Raw genomic sequence first — 21,033 nt, 5'->3', positions numbered from 1 at the left:
TTCGTCGCCTCCAGCTTGGTCTGCGCGAACAGCCCCATGTAGATGTTAGCTACGTACGGCAGTGAGAAGAAGGCGATCAGGTATCCGCGCCAGTCGTCATAGAGCAGCTTGTAGTGCGTGATGAAGAGGAAGAAGATCGTCACGTAATGGCTGAAGCAGTACTCACACGTGAACACGTAATAGAACTTGCGACGTAGCAGGCTGGGCGCCTCCTGGGTTTGGCGTGAGCAGAACTCCCGTGGCTCGCGGAAAACCTCCTCATGCGTCACCGTCCACGCGACCGAGGCAATAGGAATTGCAAGCACAAGTAGCCAGACGATCTGGGCGGCAAGACTCATGCCAATTGGATATCCGCCAGCCACGTCGTGTTTGCTGTATCTGCACTAAGTCCTTCCTGTGCTGTAGAATTCCCGCGACGGAGGTTGCATGAACAGAACACGCACCTACTCTCTCGCACTCATCCTCACACTTACGCTCGGCCTTACTGGCCTTGCGCAAACGGGTGTCCCGCCGAAGAAGCCGGCCGACACGCCTCAAGCACCCACCAAAGCTGCCGAGCCGAAAGCCACGCCCGAGGAAGCCGCTGCCGGAAAGGCCGCTGCTACCGCAAAGGCTAAGCCTTCCACCACAACTCCCAGAAAAACCGGCAAGCCGACCGTTGCCGATGCAGAGAAGTTCATTGCCGAAACCGAAGCGCTGCTGGACCGTCTAGCTATCAAGGCCAGCCGCGCCGCCTGGGTACAGTCGAACTTCATCACCGACGACACCGAGGCCATGGCCGCAGACGCCAACGCGAATTACATCGAGGCCCAAACAAAGCTGGCCGAAGACGTAAAACGCTTCGACGGCCTCCAGATGCCGCCCGTACTAGCGCGCAAATTCAAGCTGCTCAAGCTGGGACTCTTCTCGCTGCCATCGGAAAAAGATCGCGAGGAGATGACCAAAGTAGCCGCCTCGCTCGAAGCCGATTACGGCAAAGGCAAGTATTGCCCCACCACCGGCAAGCACGCTGGCAATTGCCTTGCAATTGGTCAAATTGAAAGGATTCTGGCCAGCAGCCGTGATCCCGAAGAGATGAAAGACCTCTGGGTCGGCTGGCACAAGATTTCCCCGCCAATGCGTCAGCGCTACACCCGCTACATGGAGTTGCAGAACCAGGGCGCGCGCGAACTCGGCTTCAAGGACATGGGAGCCATGTGGCGTTCGAATTACGACATGACGCCCGACCAGTTCTCCGCCGAAGTGGAGCGCCTCTGGATGCAGGTGCGCCCGTTCTACGAATCGCTGCACGCTTACGTGCGCACGCAGCTTGTGAAGCAGTACGGCCCCTCGGCCGTGACCGCTGACGGATTGATCCGCGCCGACCTGCTCGGTAATCCCTGGGCGCAGGAGTGGGGCAATATCTACCCGCTCGTCGCTCCGAAGACGGCAAGCAAAGACAGCGGCATCGACTTGACTGAAATCCTAAAGGCCAAGAAGGTCGATGAGCGCGGCATGGTGAAGTACGGCGAAAACTTCTTCACGTCACTTGGCTTTGCTCCGCTTCCTGCAACATTCTGGGATCGCTCGCTCTTCATTAAGCCGCGGGACCGCGAAGTTGTCTGCCACGCCAGCGCATGGGACGTGGACAACAAGGACGATCTCCGCCTGAAGATGTGCATACAGATTCGCGAAGAGGACTTTGTCACCGTCCATCACGAATTGGGCCACAACATCTACCAGCGTGCGTATAACAAGCAGCCGTTCCTTTTCCAGGGCGGCGCCAATGACGGCTTCCACGAAGCGGTGGGCGACACCGTAGCACTCAGCATCACGCCGGAATATATGAAGCAGGTCAATCTGATCGAGACCATTCCCCAGACCGACGACACCGCGCTGCTGCTTCGCCAGGCGATGGACAAGGTTGCGTTCCTGCCCTTTGGCTTGCTCATCGACCAGTGGCGCTGGAAGGTGATGGCTGGGGAAGTGAAGCCCGCCGACTACAACAAGGGCTGGTGGGAGCTTCGGGAAAAATACCAGGGCGTTGCGCCGCCAGTCGCCCGCAGCGAACAGGACTTCGATCCCGGCGCGAAGTATCACGTTCCGGCGAACGTCCCCTACACGCGGTATTTCCTTGCGCGGATTCTTCAGTTCCAGTTCTACCGCGCAATGTGTAAAGAAGCCGGGCAGACCGGGCCGATGCACCGTTGCAGTTTCTTCAACGACAAGAAAGCCGGCGAACGCCTGAATAACATGCTCGCAATGGGCATGAGCCGCCCGTGGCCTGAAGCCCTGAAAGCCCTGACTGGCGAAGACAAGATGGACGCTAACGCCATGATGGAGTACTTCGCACCGCTGAAGAAGTGGCTCGACGAACAGAACGCGGCTGCCAACGCGAAGCCCGGCTGGAAGATGCCAGCCGATGTGCTCGCAGGCCCCACGAATGCTGGTGCAACACAGACCGGCGCGAAATAGAAATGCAGAAAATTGCGCAGTCGTCTCGGCTGCGTGAAACACAAACGGCGCAGCCAAAAGCTGCGCCGTTCCCATTCAACATTACCATTCAGGCTCGGCTAGTGCGTCGGTTCTGGTTTGTAAATGACGCCTTGTCCGGTTTTCCCATTCATCGTCACCTGCAACGGCGACTCAAAGTGTAGATGCCGAACACATCCCTGCTCCTCGACCGCTGCCTGCGACGCCAGCCACTCCCAGTCGACCAAACCATCGCCCGCGTCAGGATTCACTGTGAAGTAGCCGACCTGAAATGCAGTAAGGTTCTGAAAGAAGTGGCTTCCTTGCGAGGGCGTGACGCGGAAATCCCGGAATCCAGCTTCAACGATTGCGCGGGCTCCTGAGATTTCAGCCCAGGTGATCGGGATGCCGAGCCACGGATCGCTTGATCCCCATCGGCCAACACCGATCAGCAGATAGGGCGTACCCCGTTCCGTAAGCTTCGCGTTGAAGTCTGCCACCCACTGTCCCACTTCGTGGCTGCGTGCGCGCTCGAAGCGATGAAAATCCACTACAACCACATCGCGCAAATCCTGCATGCGGCCGTGTCCCAGCACCTTTGAGCTTTGGCAGACGAGTCGCTTTGGTTCCACTTCCTCCATCCGCAATTCCTCCCGTTCGCGTGAGAGCACGAGCGGTCGCATTTGCAGGAAGCCGAACTCGGCGCAATCACCTTCGTGGCGTGGCAACCGTCCGGCAAACTCTATCTCCACGGGGCGGTCAAGCGCCTCTTCTCCGGTCCTGATGAGATGGTCGAGCAGCATAGACAGCGGAAACACACCGTGCTTGAGCACAGGAGCAAAGCTCACGATGCGTACTCCATGCCTGCTGAGTCCGTCGTACACGGCGTGGTTGTCCATTTCGTAAGTGGAGCCGAGCATGTGCAACGTCCCGTCGTTCTCTGCAACATCCAATCCGAATCTCACTTCGCGCAGGTCGGCGAGGCGATCTTCTTTCCGCTCCGCGCGATCAAGCTCAAGAGCCCAGAACTCAGTCTGCGAGTTCGCCAGGATGTCTTCCACTGACGAGAACTGAATCGCGTGCCGCGGATAACGCGGACAGAATGTCAGGCACTTCTCTCCGTTCACCACGGTGCGGCCTAGTCCTAACGCGATGGCCGCGATTCCGTCGCGATAGGTCATGGGTGCCACCGGATAGAAGTTGCGCGAGCGCACGACGCCTGAAAAATCCGGATAGAAGCGTGGGCCGTGAGCCGCGCCGACAACTTGCTGGAGGATGACCGCCATCTTCTCTTCTTCGAGCCGATACGGAGTCGCTCGCACATACGCCTTTGCCTGCTGGCTGAAGGTGGACGCATAGACGCGCTTGACGGCCTCTATCAAGTGTTCCAGGCGCACGGCGATGTCTGGATGCTGGTTGGCCAGCATGAACGTCTCGTACACGCCCGTAAAAGGCTGGTACTGCGAATCCTCCAGCAAGCTGGAGGAGCGCACTGCGACCGGGTAATGAACCTCTCGCAGAAAGGCCGACAGGGCCTCGCGGATAAACCCGGGCAACTCTGCCGCGAGGAAGCGCCGCTCGATTTCGGCATCATCCGTGCTACGGATTGCGAAGTCGAGCAAGTTGTTCTCGGTGAGAAAGTTGTCGAATGCATCGGTGGCGAGCACGACGGTTTGCGGCACTGCGACTCGCACTCCGGCAAAGCGGTGCCCGATCCCCCTTCTGTGCAGCAGGTGCCTGACGAAGGCAAGTCCGCGGGCTTTCCCGCCAAGCGAACCTCCCCCTATGCGCAAGAAGCACGTATCTGTTGCCTTGAACGTGGAGGGTTCGAAATCACCGATGAGAACCTCTGTCTGCTCGCGTCGATAGTCTGCAATCTCCTCGATCAGGTCGTGTCGCAGGTCCTCGTAGGTGGCGAAATCAGAAACCCTTCGCGGTCGTAATCTTTGCGCGAGCGCGAATTCTGTTCTCGCCATCAGCCAATGCGAAAAGTGATTTCGTTCGCTATGGTATGCGATCGTCTCCGCCGGGACTTGTTGCAGCAATGCCTCCAATCCATTCAGGTCGCCTGCCCTCGCCACTTCTCTTCCATCCGGCAGGCGGAAAACGAAATCGCCAAACCCAAACTTCTCGGTCATGAGTCTCTGCAAGTCGGTGAGAAGCGTGGGCGAACGCTTGCGCAGGAACGAGTAGCCCTCGGCCTGCGCACGCGAGAGAAACTCTGTGCGACTGGACTGAAGTGCGATAGGCACATCGGGCACGATGCCGCGCACCATTCGCGCCAAGTCGAATCCTGCCTCGGGCGTAAGTTCACCGCCTCGCGGGAACTCCACGTCGGACACGACGCCGAACAGGTAATCACGATACTTCAACACCTGTTCCATTGCGTCTTCATAGTTGCAGCAAAGCAGAATCTTGGGGCGCGCTCTCATGCGAACTAACTTGTGCGCCACGTTGATGCCTTCCCGTATGAGGCGGCGCGACTGCGTAATCAGTTCGGTGTAAATAACCGGCAGGAAGGAGGAGTAATACCGTATGTTGTCCTCCACAACCAGGATGACCGGAACGCCGATCGTGCTTGTATCATGAGGCACGTTGCGTTTGTCTTCGATCCACTTGACGATCGCAATGAGAATGCGAGCATTGCCCTGCCACAGGAAAATGCGCTCAATGTCAGTGGCTGGATTACGGGCGATAAATTCCTTGATTTCTCGGTAGTCGTAGGTCAGCACGACGACAGGAACATCCAGCCCGGCATTCTTAACCTCGCGAGCCAGTTGGGCCGCATCCATGTCACCCAGTTCCAGGTTCGTCACGATCAGGTTGAAGCGGGGTTGCGAGCGGGCCAGTTCCAGCGCTTCTGCGCCGGTCGAGACGTGTGTCATGGCGGGAACGTGCTTGAGATCAAGCTCAAGCGATTCGCCCATTAGCAGTTCATTCAGCCTTCCATCTTCGCGAAGAATGAAGGAGTCATACAGGCTGGAAACCAGCAGGATGTCCTGCACCCGGAAGGGCATCAGGTTTTCGAAGCCGTCGAAGAGTTGCTCCGCGGCAATAGGTGGTTCGGGTACGTTCTGCGTAGCCATCGAGGATGTCCGTGAGTTCGTCGTCAATAGACACGCGCGGGGTGGACAGTGTCCACCCCGCGCCATCCGCACATAAGACTTAGACGAGCCCCTGGTCCAGCATCGCATTGGCAACCTTGAGGAAGCCCGCGATGTTTGCGCCGTTGACGAGATTGCCGGGAGTCCCGTAGGCCTCGGCCGTTTCGTAACAGTTCTTGTGAATGGCGATCATGATTTTGTGCAACCGATCGTCCACCTCATCCCGACTCCAGTTCAGCCTCATGCTGTTCTGGGACATTTCGAGACCAGACGTTGCCACGCCACCAGCGTTGGCAGCCTTCGCCGGTCCATACAGAAGACCAGCTTCCAGGAACTGCTTGGTCGCCTCGAGCGTGCTCGGCATATTCGCGCCCTCGGAAATGAGTTTGCAGCCGTTCTTGATGAGGTTCGCAGCATCTTTCGCATTGATCTCGTTCTGTGTGGCGCTCGGGAATGCGCAGTCGGCTTTGACGTTCCAAAGCGGGTTGTAGCCCAGCTTCGCATCGGAAGGCATGAAGATCGCCTTCTTATACTGCTCGGCATACTCGCGCATGCGGCCACGGCGAACGTTTTTCAGGGACATGATGTACGAGAGCTTCTCGCGGTCGATGCCGTCCGGATCGAAGATTGCGCCGTCGGAGTCGGATGCGGTTAACGGCTTCGCGCCGAAGTCGAGCAGCTTCTCGATTGTGTACTGGGAAACATTGCCGCTCCCGGAGACCAGGCAGAGCTTGCCTTCCAGGCTGTCCTTGCGTGACTTCAGCATTTCGTCAGCAAAGTAGACGCTGCCGTAGCCGGTCGCTTCCGGACGAATCAGCGAACCGCCCCAGGCCAAGCCCTTGCCGGTCAGAACGCCGGAGAACTCATTGCGCACGCGCTTGTACTGGCCGAACAAGAAGCCGATTTCGCGTCCGCCTACGCCAATGTCGCCCGCAGGTACGTCCGTGTCGGGTCCGATGTGGCGCGCCAGTTCGGTCATGAAACTCTGGCAGAAGCGCATCACTTCGTTGTCGCTCTTGCCCTTCGGATCGAAGTCCGAACCTCCCTTGCCGCCGCCGATCGGCAGCGTTGTCAGCGAGTTCTTGAACACCTGCTCGAACGCCAGGAATTTCAGGATGCCTAGGTTGACGGATGGATGGAAGCGCAGGCCGCCCTTGTAGGGACCGATTGCGCTGTTCATCTCGATGCGGAAGCCACGATTGACCTGAACGTTGCCGTGATCGTCAAACCAGGGAACACGGAACATGATGACCCGTTCGGGCTCTACGAGGCGCTCAAGGATCCGTGCAGATTTGTACTCGGAATGCCGTTGCAGCACTAGGCTCAACGACTGGAATACTTCCATAACTGCCTGGTGGAATTCCGGTTCGGCAGGGTTCTTTGCCTTCACCTGGGACATTACTTGTTCGATGTAGTCGCCCGGGGCTTTCGTTCCCGGCGTCACAATGCCAGCACTCATTGGAATTTCCTCCTTGTTGCTCACACGCCAGAGCGCTTGCTGCTCGCTCCAGCAATCAACTTGCCCGGCGCAAAGACGCACCCCTCCCGCTTCCCGGTCCATAGGCCACGTTTCGGTCGCGCACCTGTGGAGGATCAGCAATTTTGTCTATGTAGTTTTGGAGAGTGCGATTGAAATCCTGGAGTCTGGGAATCGCAGGAACTCGCTCCGGGCTCCCATGTCCACTACGTGAGGGACACATGACCAAATCGCCGGTCGCGGGTTTCGCCGATTCCATTGACTCCTCCATCGGATTAAGGGAGGCGTGTCAGGGCCGGAACAAATCAGGTTTTAGAACAGCGCTTCAACAGCCACAAATAAGACGCAGCATCAGTTACGGGGAAACCTCAAGCTGCGGAGCTATCGATGTTCCACGTGGCCGTCGGCATTACACGTCCAGAGAAACAAACTTGCTGTGACTCCAGTCACCGGACAGGGTGACTTGCCGAGACCGGCGTAGAGTTTCAAGTTCCAATTCCCACAATCACCCGCGTATCCTCCCAGCGGGTTATAAACCCAACCCCTGCTCGCGCAATTCACACGCGAGGCGGTCGACCGCAAGCATTTCGGCCGTGATCCAAAGGTTCGTCTGCCAGTGCCGTTTCGCTTCGCGAATTTCGGAAAATGCACGACGTACCCTACGCCGCACGAGAGCATTATAGGCCGGCCGCGTCGCGTTCGCCTGTTCCCCGCTGCTCAATTCCAGAGAAGCTGCGAACAGACGCGCACCTAAGCAAAAGATCGATGACGCCATGATCGTGCCGCGCGCATCGAGCTGCTCTCGCGCTGTTTCGGTCAAGCCGTGCGGGACACCCTCGACGATGACTTTGGCGCGGATGCCGTCTGCATTCCGAGCAGTAATCTGCCATGGAGCTGCCAGTAGCACCAGCGCATCGCAATCGAGTTCCAGCACGTCGGCATTGCACAATGGTTCCGCCTTGGGATAGCCAAGCACGACTCCCTGGCGCATGACGTACTGCTCGACGGCGTTGATGTCCAGACCTTCCCTATCCAGCAGTCCACCTGACACATCGGCCACGGCAATCACACGCGCGCCCAGCCCGTGCAGTTCCGCAGCAACCGTCCGTGCAATGCGACCAAAGCCCTGTAGCGCCACACGCGCGCCTCGAATCCCAATCTCACGCTCGGGCAGTGACTCTCGTACGACCTCGACAATGCCCATAGCATGGAGGCGGTCAAGGTCGATGCCATGAGCACCGGCCGGTTTCCCGGAGACAGAGACACGCGCCTCGGTGTCGCCGAATTCTGCCGCCAGCCATCCGGCAATGTGCTCGTTTGTCTCCGGCGTCGGCACGAGCGCGACCGCCCGGCAGCCCAGCAGATCGGAACCGCTGAGACTCACCGCGCGGATGACGCGGCGCATCTCGCGTTCGCTAAATGTGTGCGGGTCACATACGATGCCGGCAGCGCCGCCGGAGTACGGAAGCCGGTACAAAGCGCAAGCCATGCTGTTGGAATAAGCCTGCGCGCGCAATTCGTTCAGGTAAGTTTCAGGAGAGAAGCTGATCGTCGCCAGTGCCGGTCCAGCAGCGCGGCCGTGCTGCACACTCAGAGCCATGCAGCTTTCGGCGCGCGCATCGTCGCGCATCAGTGAAAGCGCGCAGGTCGCCTCGCGCTCGTTGTGACGAAGTCGCTCCAGAATCCAGTCTTCCAGATCGAGCCAACGTGATAAGCCATCAAGTTGAAGCTGAGATTCGAGTTGGGGATCGAGAGATTCATCCAGCCTGGCCGCTGGAGGCATCAGGTCGCTCGCATTCATGGTCGCCTCCCAGGCCCGCTTGGGACCCCGTGCGCAGAACCCGGGGTCCCGACCATGGTGCAGGTCAGCGGGGTACAATCCGTGCCTTACGCCTCTGCCGGTTCAGCCGAATTCATGATCCAGCGCGCTGATTTCGGCTCATTCTTTGGCAGTATGTCCAAATGAATCACGGCCAGGCGGAACGCAACTGCTGCTGCCGTGACGACTGCCAGCGTAAGCGCCAACTCAGGCCATTTCGGCGAGTAGTTCGCGCCTGTCGTCGCATCGATCGCGGTGATCGAAACGTTGAGGCGGTTTGCCATGAAGCCCATCACCACCGTTGCACAAGTCCAGTACAGCGCCCTGGGCGTATTCCGTATCTTGCTTTGCGAAAGCAGGGCGACGGGGATGATCACGAGCAACATGATTTCGAGCCAGAAGTAAGCGGTCTCAATGCGGCGCGTGAAGAGGTATTGCAGAGCATGATTTCTCCACAGGTCGATCGCTCGGAAAATGCCGTACACGCCCAGCATGATTCCCATGACGCGGCTCAGTTCTTCAAGGATGCTGTATTCGATACGAACGTTGAGAGAACGCACGCACAAGTACAGCGCGACAATCAGCATCGCGATGCCAGCCGGAATCGCTGAAAGATAGAACATTGTTGTGAGATACGGGCTATACCAGAGCGGATACACCTTGCCCTTCGCAATCAGGAAGAGACCGCCGAGGAACGATTGGTGCATCGACGAAAGCAGCACGCCAGCGAGTACCAGCGCGATGAGAACTTTGTGATGCCAGTGCAGATAGAAGTCGCGCGCAGCTTTCCATGGCAGCTTCTCGATCAGCGATGGCGAGAACTCGAGCGCCAGCACGCTGGTATATGCCATCACGCACATCGAGACATCGAACAGGACAGAGTGTCCGTTCCAGTAGATGAGTGGATGCCAGATGCGCCACGGCAATCCGAGTTCGTACAACATGCCGGTGCACACCGTGGAGTAGCCCAGGAACGACAGCAGGATCGAGGCGCGCAGGATGGGCCGGTAACGCTCCATCCCAAGCAGGTATACGGCACCCGCGAGGCCGAATCCGCCGGCTGAGAGTCCAACTCCGCACAGCGTTCCAAAGCCGACCCACAGACCCCAAGGTTGCGCGTCAGTCAGGTTCGTACTCGCCTGCCATCCGATGAAAAACCTCAAATAGGCTGCGTATGCCCCGACCATAAAGATGATCGCCGTGATTGCGCGCCACAACGTAAGTTTCGGTAATTTCGCAGCCATGGTTAGCTCCTTCCCTCATCGATCTTTTCCGTCTGTTTCGGTTGCGCGGTATGCGACTCCGCCAGTGCTACGTCGCGCCGGCGCTGCGTGATCCAGTACAACGCCGCCAGCATCGATCCGCCGACGAGCACGACCGTGGGCGTCTCGCCCAATGCCGCAGCCGATAACGTCGGCAGCGGTTGGCTGCCAAGCGCTGGTTTCACGAAGCCGAGCTCTTCAAACGCCACGTCCGAGATGTAGAAGACCGACGTTCCGCCGAACTCCTCCACGCCGTAGACCCGGGGCACGTAAGACGAGTCCGAGCGGACACGGCTCCAAGCCTCTTTAAGAATGTCTTCGCGATTGCCAACCGTGCTGGCATCCAGCGGACAAGCCTCAACACACGCAGGCTTTTCACCGGCCGCCTGGCGCTCGGCGCACATATCGCACTTCTTTACATAAGGCGCCAGCTTCGACCATTCATACTTCGGCACCGCTTGCGGGCACGCAATCATGCAATAACGGCAGCCCATGCACTTCTTGGCGTCGTAGGTCACCGGGCCGAAGGAACTCTTCTTCAGGGCACCCACGAGACACGCCGAAGCGCAAGCCGGATCTTCACAATGCAGACACATGCGGCGGACAAACTTCTCGCCGTGCTGCTCTACCACGGTCAGCGCCGTGTCGGACAAGTGTGCCTGGTGCTGCTCTGGAAAACCGTGAACTCTCTGGCATGCCTGCTCACAACTCTGGCATCCGACGCAGCGCTTGATATCTACCAAGATCGCTTTCTTTTCCATGATGTCCTCCTCTCCTCAGTTCGTTTCAAGCGCTATGTCAGGAAGAATTCGTGGATCAGCTTCCGCTGCGAGCCGGGATCGAGCTGCGCAAGCAGGCCGCTAACCGGCATTCCACCATCTTGTGCCAGCGCCGGCGCCAGCGTCTGCGCCAGCGAGCGAACATGGCCGAGGCTGTTCTGCATCCAGGGCGCGACCAGCGTTCCCGTCACCAGATTCTTCAGGTTGGTCGAGAGCTCAGGCGACTTCACGACGCAGATCCAGCCGTCGCGATACGGATCTTTCGTCGTGAGTTCCGGATTCTTAATGGCTTCGTGGTTGACCGACGTGATGACGCCTTCGATCGGCGAAAGCAGATCGACCGTGAGACCCTCGGTCGTAATCGACATCAGCTTCTGACCCTGGCGAACCCAGCGGTTCAGGCCGACGACCTCAATGCGCTCAATCTTGCCGATCAGGCTGGAAGCGAAGCTGTCAATGCCGATACGGGCATTCTGTCGCCCTTCGTCGAGCACCCATGTGTGTCCCGGATGGAAGCAATAGCCCTTTGGGATATCAAAGCCTTGCTCCTTGGAGATGCGCGGTGCGGCGGGGCGCGCCCACGCATTCGGCTCTTTCACCTGCACGGCAACATTGCCGGTGCCACGGCGGAAGTATGTGATGCTGATGACCAGCAGGAATGTGAGCAGTACGAATAGGATCGACATAATTGCCTCCTTGCGATTGCGGAGCCAGCGTTTTGCTCCGCCCATCAAAACCTGCGAGACGTTCACCCCTGCCGTTCAGCTAGGCGCGGGTGAAGGCTGCCTCCGGCTCTGTAAAGAGCACGTAGATGGCAATCAGCGATGTGACTGTTTGGCTTTGAAGGGAAAGGAGTTACGAGAAGGCTGCAAAATGCAGTGCTGTCAAAGCACTGCATTTTGCAGTGGTGCACCGCTTTTTGCAGTGCTGCGAATTGTGCTGTTAGTGCGAACCTTGTTTCGCAGCTGGAGATTCCGCTGCGAGGGCGTCGTCCTCAAGGTCTTTCTTCTTGAGACGACGCAAGATAGAAGTTGAGTGGATACCGAGGATGCGGGCGGCCTGAGCTTTGTTATTGCCGGTCGCGACCAACACTTCGTTGATGTAACGCTCTTCGACTTCGCGCAGGGTGGCGAACGCCTCTCCCGCAGCTGGGGTTTCCGCAGCAAGTACAGCACGCTCGGCCGGAGAGGTTTCCGGCGTGAATTCCCTAATTTCCTCCGGCAGGCACTCCGCATCGATGTCGCCTTCCGCAGCGAGAATCATCGTGCGCTCAATAACGTTTTTCAGTTCGCGAATGTTGCCGGGCCAAGGATATTGCTGCAGCAGTTCGGCTGCGCCTGGGGTGAATCCTGTGAAGTTCTTTTTCAGCTCGCTGTTGTACCGCTGCATCATGTCGAGCGCCAGTGGCAGAACGTCTTCTTTCCTCTCGCGCAGCGGAGGGATGAACAACGGCATCACGTTCAGGCGGTAGTAGAGGTCTTCGCGGAACTCGCCACGGGCTGCGGCTTCTCTCAGAACCTTGTTGGTTGCCGCGATGATACGAACATCCACGTTGATGGTGCGGGTTCCGCCCAATCGCATAAACGAACCCTCTTCCAGCACGCGCAGCAACTTGGCCTGCACGCTGAAGGACATGTTGCCGATCTCGTCCAGAAACAGGGTTCCATGGTCCGCCTTCTCCAGCAGGCCTTCCTTGCGTCTCCGAGCGTCAGTGAACGCACCCGGCTCATAGCCAAAAAGTTCGCTCTCCATCAGCGCGTCGGGCAGTGCGGCGCAGTTGAGTTCCAGCAGGGGATCGTGCGCGCGCGGGCTGTGATAATGGATTGCCTTCGCCAGCACCTCCTTGCCAGTGCCGCTATCGCCCTGAATCAGAATCGTTGTTTTGTCCGACTCCGCCGCCTTTCGTGCCATCTGCAACATCTCGCGCATCACAGGACTTCGCGTTGCTACCCGGCCGAAATCGTAGCGGCCTTTTTGTGTTTCCACCGTGTCGCTGACGCGCACGCGCAAGGCCAGCATCTCTGTCGCGCGCTCGATCGTGTTCGTCATATCGACGATGTGGAAGGGCTTAATAAGGTAGTCGTACGCACCCAGTTTCATTGCCTCGACCGCGCGATCCACCATGTGGTAGGCGCTCATCATGAGCACAATCGTGGCCGGGTTGAGTTTCTTGATCTGCCGCAGCACTTCAATGCCGTTGATGCCGGGCAGCACCACATCCACCAGCGCAAGGTCGGGACGCTCATCGGCGAATATCTTCAGGCCTTCTTCCCCGGACATCGCAACAAACACTTCGTAGCCTTCGGCCTTCAACGCCCGCCCGATCGTGCGCAACGTCAGCGATTCATCGTCGAGGACAAGGATGGAGTAGGGCATTACGCAACGACCTCTTCGCTCTCCGGCATTGGCCGGCCTTCCTGCCGAATGGGCAGGCGCATGCGAACTGTTGTGCCACGACCCGGAATGCTGTCCACACGGATGTCGCCGCCGTGGCTACGAATGTATGCCTGGCTGATGCTCAATCCGAGTCCGGTTCCCTTCCCGCGCTTGGTCGTAAAGAAGGGCTCGAATACGTGCGGGAGAATGTCGGCCGGAATCCCACAACCGGTATCGGCGACAACTATCTCTACAGCATCGTCAAACTTCACCTTCTCGGCCGTGATGCTGATCTTGCCGCCTCCGGTCGTGGCCTGCGCGGCATTCAACAGCAGGTTCATGATGACCTGTGATATCTGGTTCGCGTCAGCACTGATCGCCGGCAGATCCTGGGGAATGTTCTTCAGCATGGCTATGCCCCGGAACATCGGCTGATGAGCGACAAAGTTCAGCGTTTCTGCCACAAGCCGGTCCAGGTTGATTTTGCTGATGAGTAACGGTCCCGGACGCGCATAGTTCAACAGTCCACGCACGGCGAATGAGATGCGCTTCGCACCCTCGATGCACTGCTCGATCTCGGCCCGCTGCTCGCCGTCGATGGCTTCATTCAGCTCCAGTTCGAGGTGCGACAGTATGCCGAGCAGCGGATTGTTGATCTCGTGAGCGGCTCCTAACGCAAGCTGCGCCAGCGAAGCGAATTTCTCGTACTCGCTTAACTGGGCCTCGAACTGCATCTTCTCCTTTGCGAGCTCGCGCTCTTCCTCGAGCTTGCGCATCAATTCCTGCTGCGCCAGGTCGCGCTCGTGTTCGCGATGCGCCGCCAGGTCACGCGTGCGCCGAAGTTCAGTATTAAGCTTGCCGAGTGCGCGCGCACGGATCAACATCCCGGCCAGCGCTATCGCAAGCGCAACGGCCAGCGCGACAAGCGCCGCGAGCTCGGAGTCGACCGTCGCAGGCAACCATGTGGGACGCGCAGGCAGAGCACCCGCTTCAACCGTCATGGTGCACACCATCGCCAAAGCGGCAGCGCACGTTGCCAAACGTCGCGGGCGAATGCGCCGTGCCGCCCCGGGATTGTACGCAAAATTCATGGATGCCGCCTTTTCCATGATTTGCCTATATGGACATCAGTGCAGTGATTGAAATCACGCGGGCGGGTGAGGCCATGCGCGATGGAGTATGCTTTCGGTAAGCGCCAATAGTGCGAAAGGACTTCTGGTGCACGATAAGCGATTCGACCCCAAGCAGGTTCACAGACTCGAAGATCCCGAGCGGCTCACGTGGCTGCCGCCCGTTGAAATCATCGACGCGCTTGGCGTTGAGCCGGGCATGCAGGTTGCCGATATTGGGGTGGGGACCGGCTACTTCGCATTTCCCCTCGCGCACGCTGTTGCCCCCGGGCGTCTCTTCGCCATCGATGTCGAGCCCCAGATGCTCACCCTCTTGCGCGAGAAACTCTCGGTGCCTGGCGCGCCTGCCAACATACATACCATTGAGGGCGAAGCCGCCAGAACCGGCCTCCAGGACCAGTCGTGCGACGTGGCTTTCTACGCAACCGTCTGGCATGAAATCGACGACCACACTGCCGCGCTCGACGAGGCATCCAGGTTCTTGCGCTCCGGCGGACGCATCGCCATCCTCGATTGGAGCCCTGAAGCCACACGTCCTCCCGGCCCGCCTCTCGAACATCGCATCGCGCGCGCAGACGTTGAACGCCAGCTTTCGCGTGCAGGTTGGACCATAACGACATCGCAGATACTGGGCCGCTACACCTACCTCGTCATCGCCTCGCACCTTTGAACCCCTCGCGCTGAAATGAAAAGCGGCCCTGTCACAATGGCAGGGCCGCTTGCCGATGTTGTTGGAATCTGGAATATGCGTTTACAGGTTGACTCTCTTCATCCCCGGTTCGTCATATCGTTCGCCAGCAGCGGCGCCAGGTGGGGCAACGGCATCGATCATTCTCAGATCATCTGCGCTGAGCCGGATGTTCACGGCAGCCGCGTTTTCCTCTAGATACTTTTCGCGCTTCGTGCCCGGGATCGGGACAATGTCATCGCCTTGCGCCAGCAGCCATGCCAAGGCCAGTTGCGAAGGCGTGCATTTTTTCTCCGCCGCAATCTGTTCCAGCTTGTTCTGGATTTTGATGTTGCGCTCCAGGTTCTCTCCCTGGAAGCGCGGCGCACTGCGACGATAGTCGTTCGCCGCCAGGTCATCGCCTTTCTTGACTTTGCCGGTCAGGAAGCCTCGGCCCAATGGTGAGTACGGCACGAACGTGATCCCCAACTCCCGGCAAGCAGGAATGCTCTCTTCCTCGGGATCGCGCGTCCACAGCGAGTACTCCGTCTGCAGCGCCGCAATGGGATGCACGGCGTACGCCCGCCGGATCGTGTTCGGCGCCGCTTCCGACAGTCCAAGGTGGCGCACCTTTCCCTGCTCCACCAGTCGAGCCATGGCGCCCACTGTATCCTCAATCGGCACGTTCGGGTCGACGCGGTGCTGGTAATAAAGATCTATGGTGTCGATTCCCAGACGCTTCAAGCTGGCGTCGCATTGCTGCTGAACGAACTCAGGCTTGCCGCACACATCGACCCACGCACCGCTTGCGTCACGCACATTGCCGAACTTGGTCGCGAGCACCACCTCTCCTCGGCGCTCCCGTACGACGCGGCCGACCAGTTCTTCATTGTGTCCCATGCCGTACACGTCGGCCGTGTCCAGGAAGTTGATGCCGAGATCGAGCGCCTTGTGAAGCACGCGCAAAGACTCTTCATCGTTCCTCTCGCCGTAAAACTCGGACATCCCCATGCAGCCCAGCCCTATGGCGGAAATCTCCAGACCGCTCTTTCCAAGCACGCGATATGTCATCTGTGAAGTACGCGTCATAACTGCTCCTAACTGTTTGTTCGTGTTGGTTGGGGAGTTCTTTTTTTGATTCCCTAGCAGCTCAGCGACTCAGCAGCTTCAAGCTTAATGAGCCCCCACGGCCGGCCCGCCATGATGTCTCGGTTTCCGCATAAACAGGATCAGCGGGATCATGAGAAGGAACAGCGCGCCGAGTATTCGGAACGCATCCACGAACGAGATCATCGCGGCCTGCTTAGCTACCGTGCCAAAGAGCGCCGCATACGCCTGCTGCGTTGCAGTCGCCACGTCAGACCCGTGCGCGATGAAAGCGCTTCGCATCATCTCGAACATCGAACGCGTCACCTGATCGTATTGCGTGACATGCGCGCCCATGATGTTGGTGTGTTCCTGCCCCGAGCGCGCAATGAGTGTCGTAACCGATGCGATTCCAATACTCGCTCCGACGTTGCGCATCAAGTTGAAGACGCTCGTAGCATTTCCCATCTGTTCTTTGGGAATGGGATCGTTCGTGATCGTCGTGAGCGGCACGAAGAGCAATCCCATGGCCATCCCCTGAGTTATCTGTGGCCAGAAAATATCCCAATATCCAGCTTGCAGATTCAATTGACCTAGCTGGAGCAAGCTGAAGCCGGCCACCACAAGGCCGCAGGCAAGAAGCTTTCTTGGCTCCACCTTGCCCATAAGGATTGCGACTATTGGCATGAACAGGAATGAGCCCATGCCGCGGGGCAGCATCGCCAACCCAGACTCCATCGCGGGATAGCCCATCAGCGTCTGCAACCAGATCGGCAGCAGCACCGTGCTGCCATACAGCACGAACCCCAGGATCGTCATCATGAACACGCCTGTGGCATACGTGCGGTTACGGAACACTCGCAGGTTTACCACCGGATCTTTGGTCCTGAACTCGCGTATGACGAAAGCAATGAGCCCACCAATGGCGAGGAACGCCAGCGCACGGATGAATACGGAGCTGAACCAGTCTTCCTGCTGTCCCTTGTCGAGGAAGATCTGCAGCGCGCCCATGCCGATGACCAGCAAACCCATTCCCCAGTAGTCCACCCGGCTCGAGGCGCGCTTGATGTAGTGCGGGTCGAAGATGAACAGCTTGGCCATGATCGTCGCCAGAATGCCGATCGGCAGGTTGATGTAGAAGACCCAACGCCAGCTATACGCGTCGGTAATCCACCCGCCGAGAACCGGTCCAAGCATTGGGGCCACCACGATGCCGAGTGCCCAAAACGCCATGGCTTTGCCGCGACGCTCCGGTGGAAAGGCCTCCAGCATGATCGCCTGTGAGAGCGGCTGCAACCCGCCACCCGTCGCGCCCTGGACAACGCGGAAAAAGATGAGCAATGGCAGACTGGGAGCCAATCCGCAAGCCAGCGATGAAAGCGTGAAGCCAAAAACCGAGATCAGCAAAATTCGCTTGCGCCCGAAATAGTTCGCCAACCAGCCCGTCATCGGTAAAACGATTGCATTCGAAACCAGGTACGACGTGAGCACCCATGTGGTCTCTTCCACCGTCGAAGAAAGGCTGCCCGCAATATGCGGCAACGCCACATTAACGACAGTGGTATCCAGCACCTCCATAAAGGTGCCGAGCATGACCGAGACGGCGATGAGCCACGGATTGATAAATGGTGTGTGCTGTTGTTCGGTCATTCCTTGCGCCGTTGATCCCTTTGAATTATTCAGGAAGACTGACTTCCGACGTGCCCAAGCATGCCGGAAGTCATTACTTCAACCTGACGCTCGGAACAACCGACATGCCGGGACGAAGCAGGTGCTGCGGATCCGCACCTTTCTTGAAGGTGATCTTCACCGGAATGCGCTGAACGACCTTCACGAAATTGCCCGTTGCGTTTTCTGGCGGAAGCAGGCTGAAGCGCGCTCCCGTAGCTCCACCGACGCTGTCCACATGTCCTTCGAAATCCTTGTCGTAGGCATCCACATGGATTGTGACTGGCTGTCCCGGGCGCATGTCCTTCAACTGCGTTTCCTTGAAATTCGCCGTCACGTAGATATCGTCCATCGACACCAGCGCCGCGAGCGGCTGACCGGGCTGTATCACCTGTCCAACTTCCACCGACCGCTTACTGACGATACCGCTGGCGGGTGCTTTGATCGTCGTGTAGCGCAGGTTCAACTCCGCCATGGCGACGGCTGCCTGGTATTTCTGCACGCTCGCCTGAGCCGAACCGAAGCGCGCCCGCGTGATCGCTACCTGTTCTGGCCCAGTGCCGGCCGTGCGAACGCCTGCTTCGGCCTGAACGACATGGCTCTCAGCGGCGGCTACGCCGGCCTGCGCAGCATCTACCGTGGCACGAGCCGACTGCTCGGCGGCAACGGTCGCATCAAATTGCTGACGCGAGATTTCATCGCGCTCGACCAACTGCTGCATGCGCTCAAGATCTTTTGAGACCCGCTGGTAAGTCGCTTGTGCTTCGCGCAAACGCGCCCGCGCGGCTTCCACTTCGCGTTGTGTCGCAACATGCGAGGCCCTGGCCGTAGCTAACTGATTTGTTGTGCTCACGGTGCTGACCGGAATCGAGGTCTGTGCTGCGTGCGCCGAAGCTTCCGCATCTGCCAGTTCCGCCTTCGCCCGCTCCAAAGCTACTTCATAGTCGCGCGGGTCCAGTTGCGCCAGGACCGTTCCGGCTTCCACAAATTGATTGTCCTGAAAATTGACTGCGATTACCGTGCCGCCCACACGCGCACTCATCGGCGTGATGTGGCCGTCGACCTGCGCGTCATCCGTGGACTCGTGCGCTGAGTAGTGACGCCATACAAAATAACCACCCACAATGATGACCAGGACAGCTATGACAAGGCCCCACTTCACCCCAGGGTGTTCGCGCAGATAGCTCGTCGCCCTGGCGCGTTTGGACGCTTCAACGTCCTCTTCCGGCCAAGGCTCCCGAACATCGGCTTCCTGCACCTCTACGTCTTGTCCGATGTCCTTCCTGGATTCGGGCACGAGTTACTTACCTCCTAGAAATTTCTTCGTGTCGCGTCTTCCGCGATGCCCAACGCGCGCGCCAGGCTCAGCTTCGCGAAGTTATGCGCGTACAGGCTTGCGATGAAATTTTCTTCCGCATTGGCCTGCGCTTCCTGGGCCTGCACCAATTCGACGTTGTTCGTCACGCCCGCTGCAAACCGGTCGCGCGACTGCGCAACCTGCTGCCGAGCAACATCGAGCGCGCTGGTTGCGACCTCAAGTTGTTGCGCCGCAGCGTTCAGGTCGAGAAACGCCGTCCTTACTTCGTACTCGATGCGCCCGCGCAAATCGTCGAGTTCAGCTCGACGCCGGTTCATCAGCGCGTCCGCCTGCATCACGTCGCCCCGAACCTTGCCGCCCTGGAAAATCGGTAACTTCAGTGCCGCTGCTGTGCTGAAAGTTCCGTGCGAGTTGCCAGGCGTAGCGCCGATCAAGCCGTAGTCCGCGGTCACTCCCAATGACGGCAGAGCTCCGCCGATCGCTGCCTTGCGCGTTAGTTCGGCTGCCTTCAACAGCGATTGTGCTCTGCCATAATCGGCGCGTTTTTCGTACGCGCTCTTGAATGCCTCGTCCAAAGTGATCGGCACAGCTTTGGCATTCGGAATCCGATCGGCAAGCGTGAACTGCTGCCCAAGCGGCATCCCAATCGTGCGAGCCAGCGCGAGCAACTGTTTCGAAAAATCATTCTGCGCAATCAGCAAACGCTGTTGCTGTGCCTGCATCTCCACCTGCGCCCGCAGCACGTCAATCCCTGCAATCATGCCTGCATTCTTCAGGTCCACAGATTGGCGATAGATGGTTTGCGCTGTCCTGAATTGGGCCTCAGCAGCTCCCACGCGCGCCGAACCGGCAAGCGCCTGAAGGTACGATGCTCCCACCACCAACACGACAAGGTCTCGCGCGTTCTGATAACTGAACTGCGCGGCCCGCACGTTCTCGTTCGCCGCGCGGGAGTTGTACAAATCATGAAAGTCGACCACCTTCTGGGTCACTACCGCACGGGTATCGAAAACGCTGAACGGGCCCACGACAGACGGCGTGCCTGGCGCTCGCGGCAGCCCGTAAGCTGCCAGGTTAACCTGCTGCACGCTCTCGGCCATCCCCGCTTGCAGGTTCGGCAGCAATGAACTAAGCGCTTGCCAACGCGCACCCCTGGCGGCCAGATTACCCTGATCCGCGAGGAGCAGTCCGAGATTGAACTTCAGCCCGCGGTCAATCGCATCCAGCAGCGTCAGGGACACGACCCCAGGCGTGACCTCTCCCTGCGGCACCGAACCAAGAAAACTATTGTCGATGCCTATCTGGGGCGACGGCGCATTCACCGGCGCGGCGGCCGTTTGCGTCGAAGTACGGTAAAGGTCAGCGCCAACCTGCTGCCCGAAGGCAGCTGTCGCGATAAGCAACCACAAAATCAGAGCGGCCCTGATGAGCCGGAAGAGATTCCGTACTATATGCAATGATCTTTCCTTGCTCACGCTGTCTCCCGCGCCGATTCCACTGGATGAACTACGACGTCCTGCGCGGGCGGACTCTACGAAAGCGCACCCTGTTTTTGATTCAGCAGGATAGTCCTAAGACTCACGCGTTATAAATACACGGGGGTTCTGCGATTGGATGCTGCGTCGTTTACGTTTGTACCAAGCTCAACGAATTCTAGCAACTTACGTCGCGCCCCGCAGAAGAACGAGCACTGCCACGTAAATCAGCTTGCTAACGCTTGGCGAGCATCTCTTGCACGACTTTGCGGAACCGCGTTCCTGCTTGCTATAATTGCAAAGTCAAATCGCAGCACAGCAATTCCTTCGCTGCTGCAGTGTGTCGGGGAGTGGCTCAGCCTGGTAGAGCACCTGGTTCGGGACCAGGGGGTCGGAGGTTCAAATCCTCTCTCCCCGACCA

Annotated in this window: 15 protein-coding genes and 1 tRNA gene; 3 read left to right on the top strand and 13 right to left on the bottom strand. The window is 58.6% G+C overall.

All coding sequences use genetic code 11. The annotated features are described in order from the left end of the window. On the bottom strand, positions 1-338 hold a 338-nt coding region (locus VN622_04940; protein ID HWR35201.1), incomplete at its 3' end, for a hypothetical protein. 88 nt (positions 339-426) lie between these two features. Between VN622_04940 and VN622_04935 the strand changes: the two genes are divergently transcribed. Beyond that, positions 427-2,454 (top strand): M2 family metallopeptidase, encoded by a 2,028-nt coding sequence (locus VN622_04935; GenBank protein ID HWR35200.1) that lies wholly within the window; start codon positions 427-429, stop codon positions 2,452-2,454. A 98-nt stretch (positions 2,455-2,552) separates the two neighbouring features. Here the strand turns inward: VN622_04935 and VN622_04930 are convergent, their stop codons facing one another. From VN622_04930 to VN622_04895, 8 genes are all read right to left on the bottom strand, one after another. Further along, positions 2,553-5,537 carry a PEP/pyruvate-binding domain-containing protein gene (locus tag VN622_04930; protein HWR35199.1) on the bottom strand — a complete coding sequence of 995 codons (2,985 nt, stop codon included), beginning with the start codon at positions 5,535-5,537 and terminating at the stop codon, positions 2,553-2,555. Between the two features lie 79 nt (positions 5,538-5,616). Beyond that, positions 5,617-7,014 (bottom strand): NADP-specific glutamate dehydrogenase, encoded by a 1,398-nt coding sequence (gene gdhA, locus VN622_04925; protein HWR35198.1) that lies wholly within the window; start codon positions 7,012-7,014, stop codon positions 5,617-5,619. Between the two features lie 547 nt (positions 7,015-7,561). Beyond that, a complete protein-coding gene (locus VN622_04920; protein ID HWR35197.1) occupies positions 7,562-8,833 on the bottom strand; it encodes a Glu/Leu/Phe/Val dehydrogenase dimerization domain-containing protein in 1,272 nt (423 codons plus the stop codon). Positions 8,834-8,919: 86 nt separating this feature from the next. After that, complete coding sequence (gene nrfD, locus VN622_04915) at positions 8,920-10,095, bottom strand: NrfD/PsrC family molybdoenzyme membrane anchor subunit (protein HWR35196.1); 1,176 nt, start codon at positions 10,093-10,095, stop codon at positions 8,920-8,922. 2 nt (positions 10,096-10,097) lie between these two features. Continuing rightward, positions 10,098-10,874 (bottom strand): 4Fe-4S dicluster domain-containing protein, encoded by a 777-nt coding sequence (locus tag VN622_04910; protein HWR35195.1) that lies wholly within the window; start codon positions 10,872-10,874, stop codon positions 10,098-10,100. Between the two features lie 32 nt (positions 10,875-10,906). Next, on the bottom strand, positions 10,907-11,578 hold the full coding sequence (locus VN622_04905) for a glycine cleavage system protein H (GenBank protein ID HWR35194.1): 672 nt from the start codon (positions 11,576-11,578) through the stop codon (positions 10,907-10,909). A gap of 256 nt (positions 11,579-11,834) precedes the next feature. Then, positions 11,835-13,268 (bottom strand): sigma-54 dependent transcriptional regulator, encoded by a 1,434-nt coding sequence (locus VN622_04900; protein ID HWR35193.1) that lies wholly within the window; start codon positions 13,266-13,268, stop codon positions 11,835-11,837. Beyond that, positions 13,268-14,359 carry an ATP-binding protein gene (locus VN622_04895; GenBank protein HWR35192.1) on the bottom strand — a complete coding sequence of 364 codons (1,092 nt, stop codon included), beginning with the start codon at positions 14,357-14,359 and terminating at the stop codon, positions 13,268-13,270. The genes VN622_04900 and VN622_04895 overlap by 1 nt, the downstream gene beginning before the upstream one ends. Positions 14,360-14,447: 88 nt before the next feature. Here VN622_04895 and VN622_04890 point away from each other — a divergent pair, with 88 nt between their 5' ends. Continuing rightward, a complete protein-coding gene (locus VN622_04890) occupies positions 14,448-15,068 on the top strand; it encodes a methyltransferase domain-containing protein (GenBank protein HWR35191.1) in 621 nt (206 codons plus the stop codon). Between the two features lie 81 nt (positions 15,069-15,149). Here VN622_04890 and VN622_04885 read toward each other — a convergent pair whose 3' ends face one another. The 4 genes from VN622_04885 to VN622_04870 form a co-directional block, all read right to left on the bottom strand. After that, positions 15,150-16,136, bottom strand: a complete 987-nt coding sequence (locus tag VN622_04885) for an aldo/keto reductase (GenBank protein ID HWR35190.1) — start codon at positions 16,134-16,136, stop codon at positions 15,150-15,152. 102 nt (positions 16,137-16,238) lie between these two features. Continuing rightward, on the bottom strand, positions 16,239-17,801 hold the full coding sequence (locus VN622_04880; protein ID HWR35189.1) for a DHA2 family efflux MFS transporter permease subunit: 1,563 nt from the start codon (positions 17,799-17,801) through the stop codon (positions 16,239-16,241). Positions 17,802-17,874: 73 nt separating this feature from the next. Next, on the bottom strand, positions 17,875-19,116 hold the full coding sequence (locus tag VN622_04875; protein ID HWR35188.1) for an HlyD family secretion protein: 1,242 nt from the start codon (positions 19,114-19,116) through the stop codon (positions 17,875-17,877). A 14-nt stretch (positions 19,117-19,130) separates the two neighbouring features. After that, positions 19,131-20,540, bottom strand: coding sequence for a TolC family protein (locus tag VN622_04870; protein HWR35187.1), 1,410 nt, complete (start codon positions 20,538-20,540; stop codon positions 19,131-19,133). Between the two features lie 416 nt (positions 20,541-20,956). Here VN622_04870 and VN622_04865 point away from each other — a divergent pair. Continuing rightward, a tRNA-Pro gene (locus VN622_04865) sits at positions 20,957-21,033 on the top strand.

It is taken from the genome of Clostridia bacterium (assembly GCA_035561135.1).
Lineage (GTDB): Bacteria > Acidobacteriota > Terriglobia > Terriglobales > Acidobacteriaceae > DATMYA01.
The sequence above is the reverse complement of the archived record's forward strand: the minus strand, read 5'-3'. Positions and strand labels throughout refer to the sequence as shown.

Coding starts and splice junctions, on each gene's coding strand:
- VN622_04935 (HWR35200.1), top strand. CDS start 427: ATGAACAGAACACGCACCTACTCTCTCGCACTCATCCTCACACTTACG.
- VN622_04930 (HWR35199.1), bottom strand. CDS start 5,537: ATGGCTACGCAGAACGTACCCGAACCACCTATTGCCGCGGAGCAACTC.
- gdhA (HWR35198.1), bottom strand. CDS start 7,014: ATGAGTGCTGGCATTGTGACGCCGGGAACGAAAGCCCCGGGCGACTAC.
- VN622_04920 (HWR35197.1), bottom strand. CDS start 8,833: ATGAATGCGAGCGACCTGATGCCTCCAGCGGCCAGGCTGGATGAATCT.
- nrfD (HWR35196.1), bottom strand. CDS start 10,095: ATGGCTGCGAAATTACCGAAACTTACGTTGTGGCGCGCAATCACGGCG.
- VN622_04910 (HWR35195.1), bottom strand. CDS start 10,874: ATGGAAAAGAAAGCGATCTTGGTAGATATCAAGCGCTGCGTCGGATGC.
- VN622_04905 (HWR35194.1), bottom strand. CDS start 11,578: ATGTCGATCCTATTCGTACTGCTCACATTCCTGCTGGTCATCAGCATC.
- VN622_04900 (HWR35193.1), bottom strand. CDS start 13,268: ATGCCCTACTCCATCCTTGTCCTCGACGATGAATCGCTGACGTTGCGC.
- VN622_04895 (HWR35192.1), bottom strand. CDS start 14,359: ATGAATTTTGCGTACAATCCCGGGGCGGCACGGCGCATTCGCCCGCGA.
- VN622_04890 (HWR35191.1), top strand. CDS start 14,448: ATGCTTTCGGTAAGCGCCAATAGTGCGAAAGGACTTCTGGTGCACGAT.
- VN622_04885 (HWR35190.1), bottom strand. CDS start 16,136: ATGACATATCGCGTGCTTGGAAAGAGCGGTCTGGAGATTTCCGCCATA.
- VN622_04880 (HWR35189.1), bottom strand. CDS start 17,801: ATGACCGAACAACAGCACACACCATTTATCAATCCGTGGCTCATCGCC.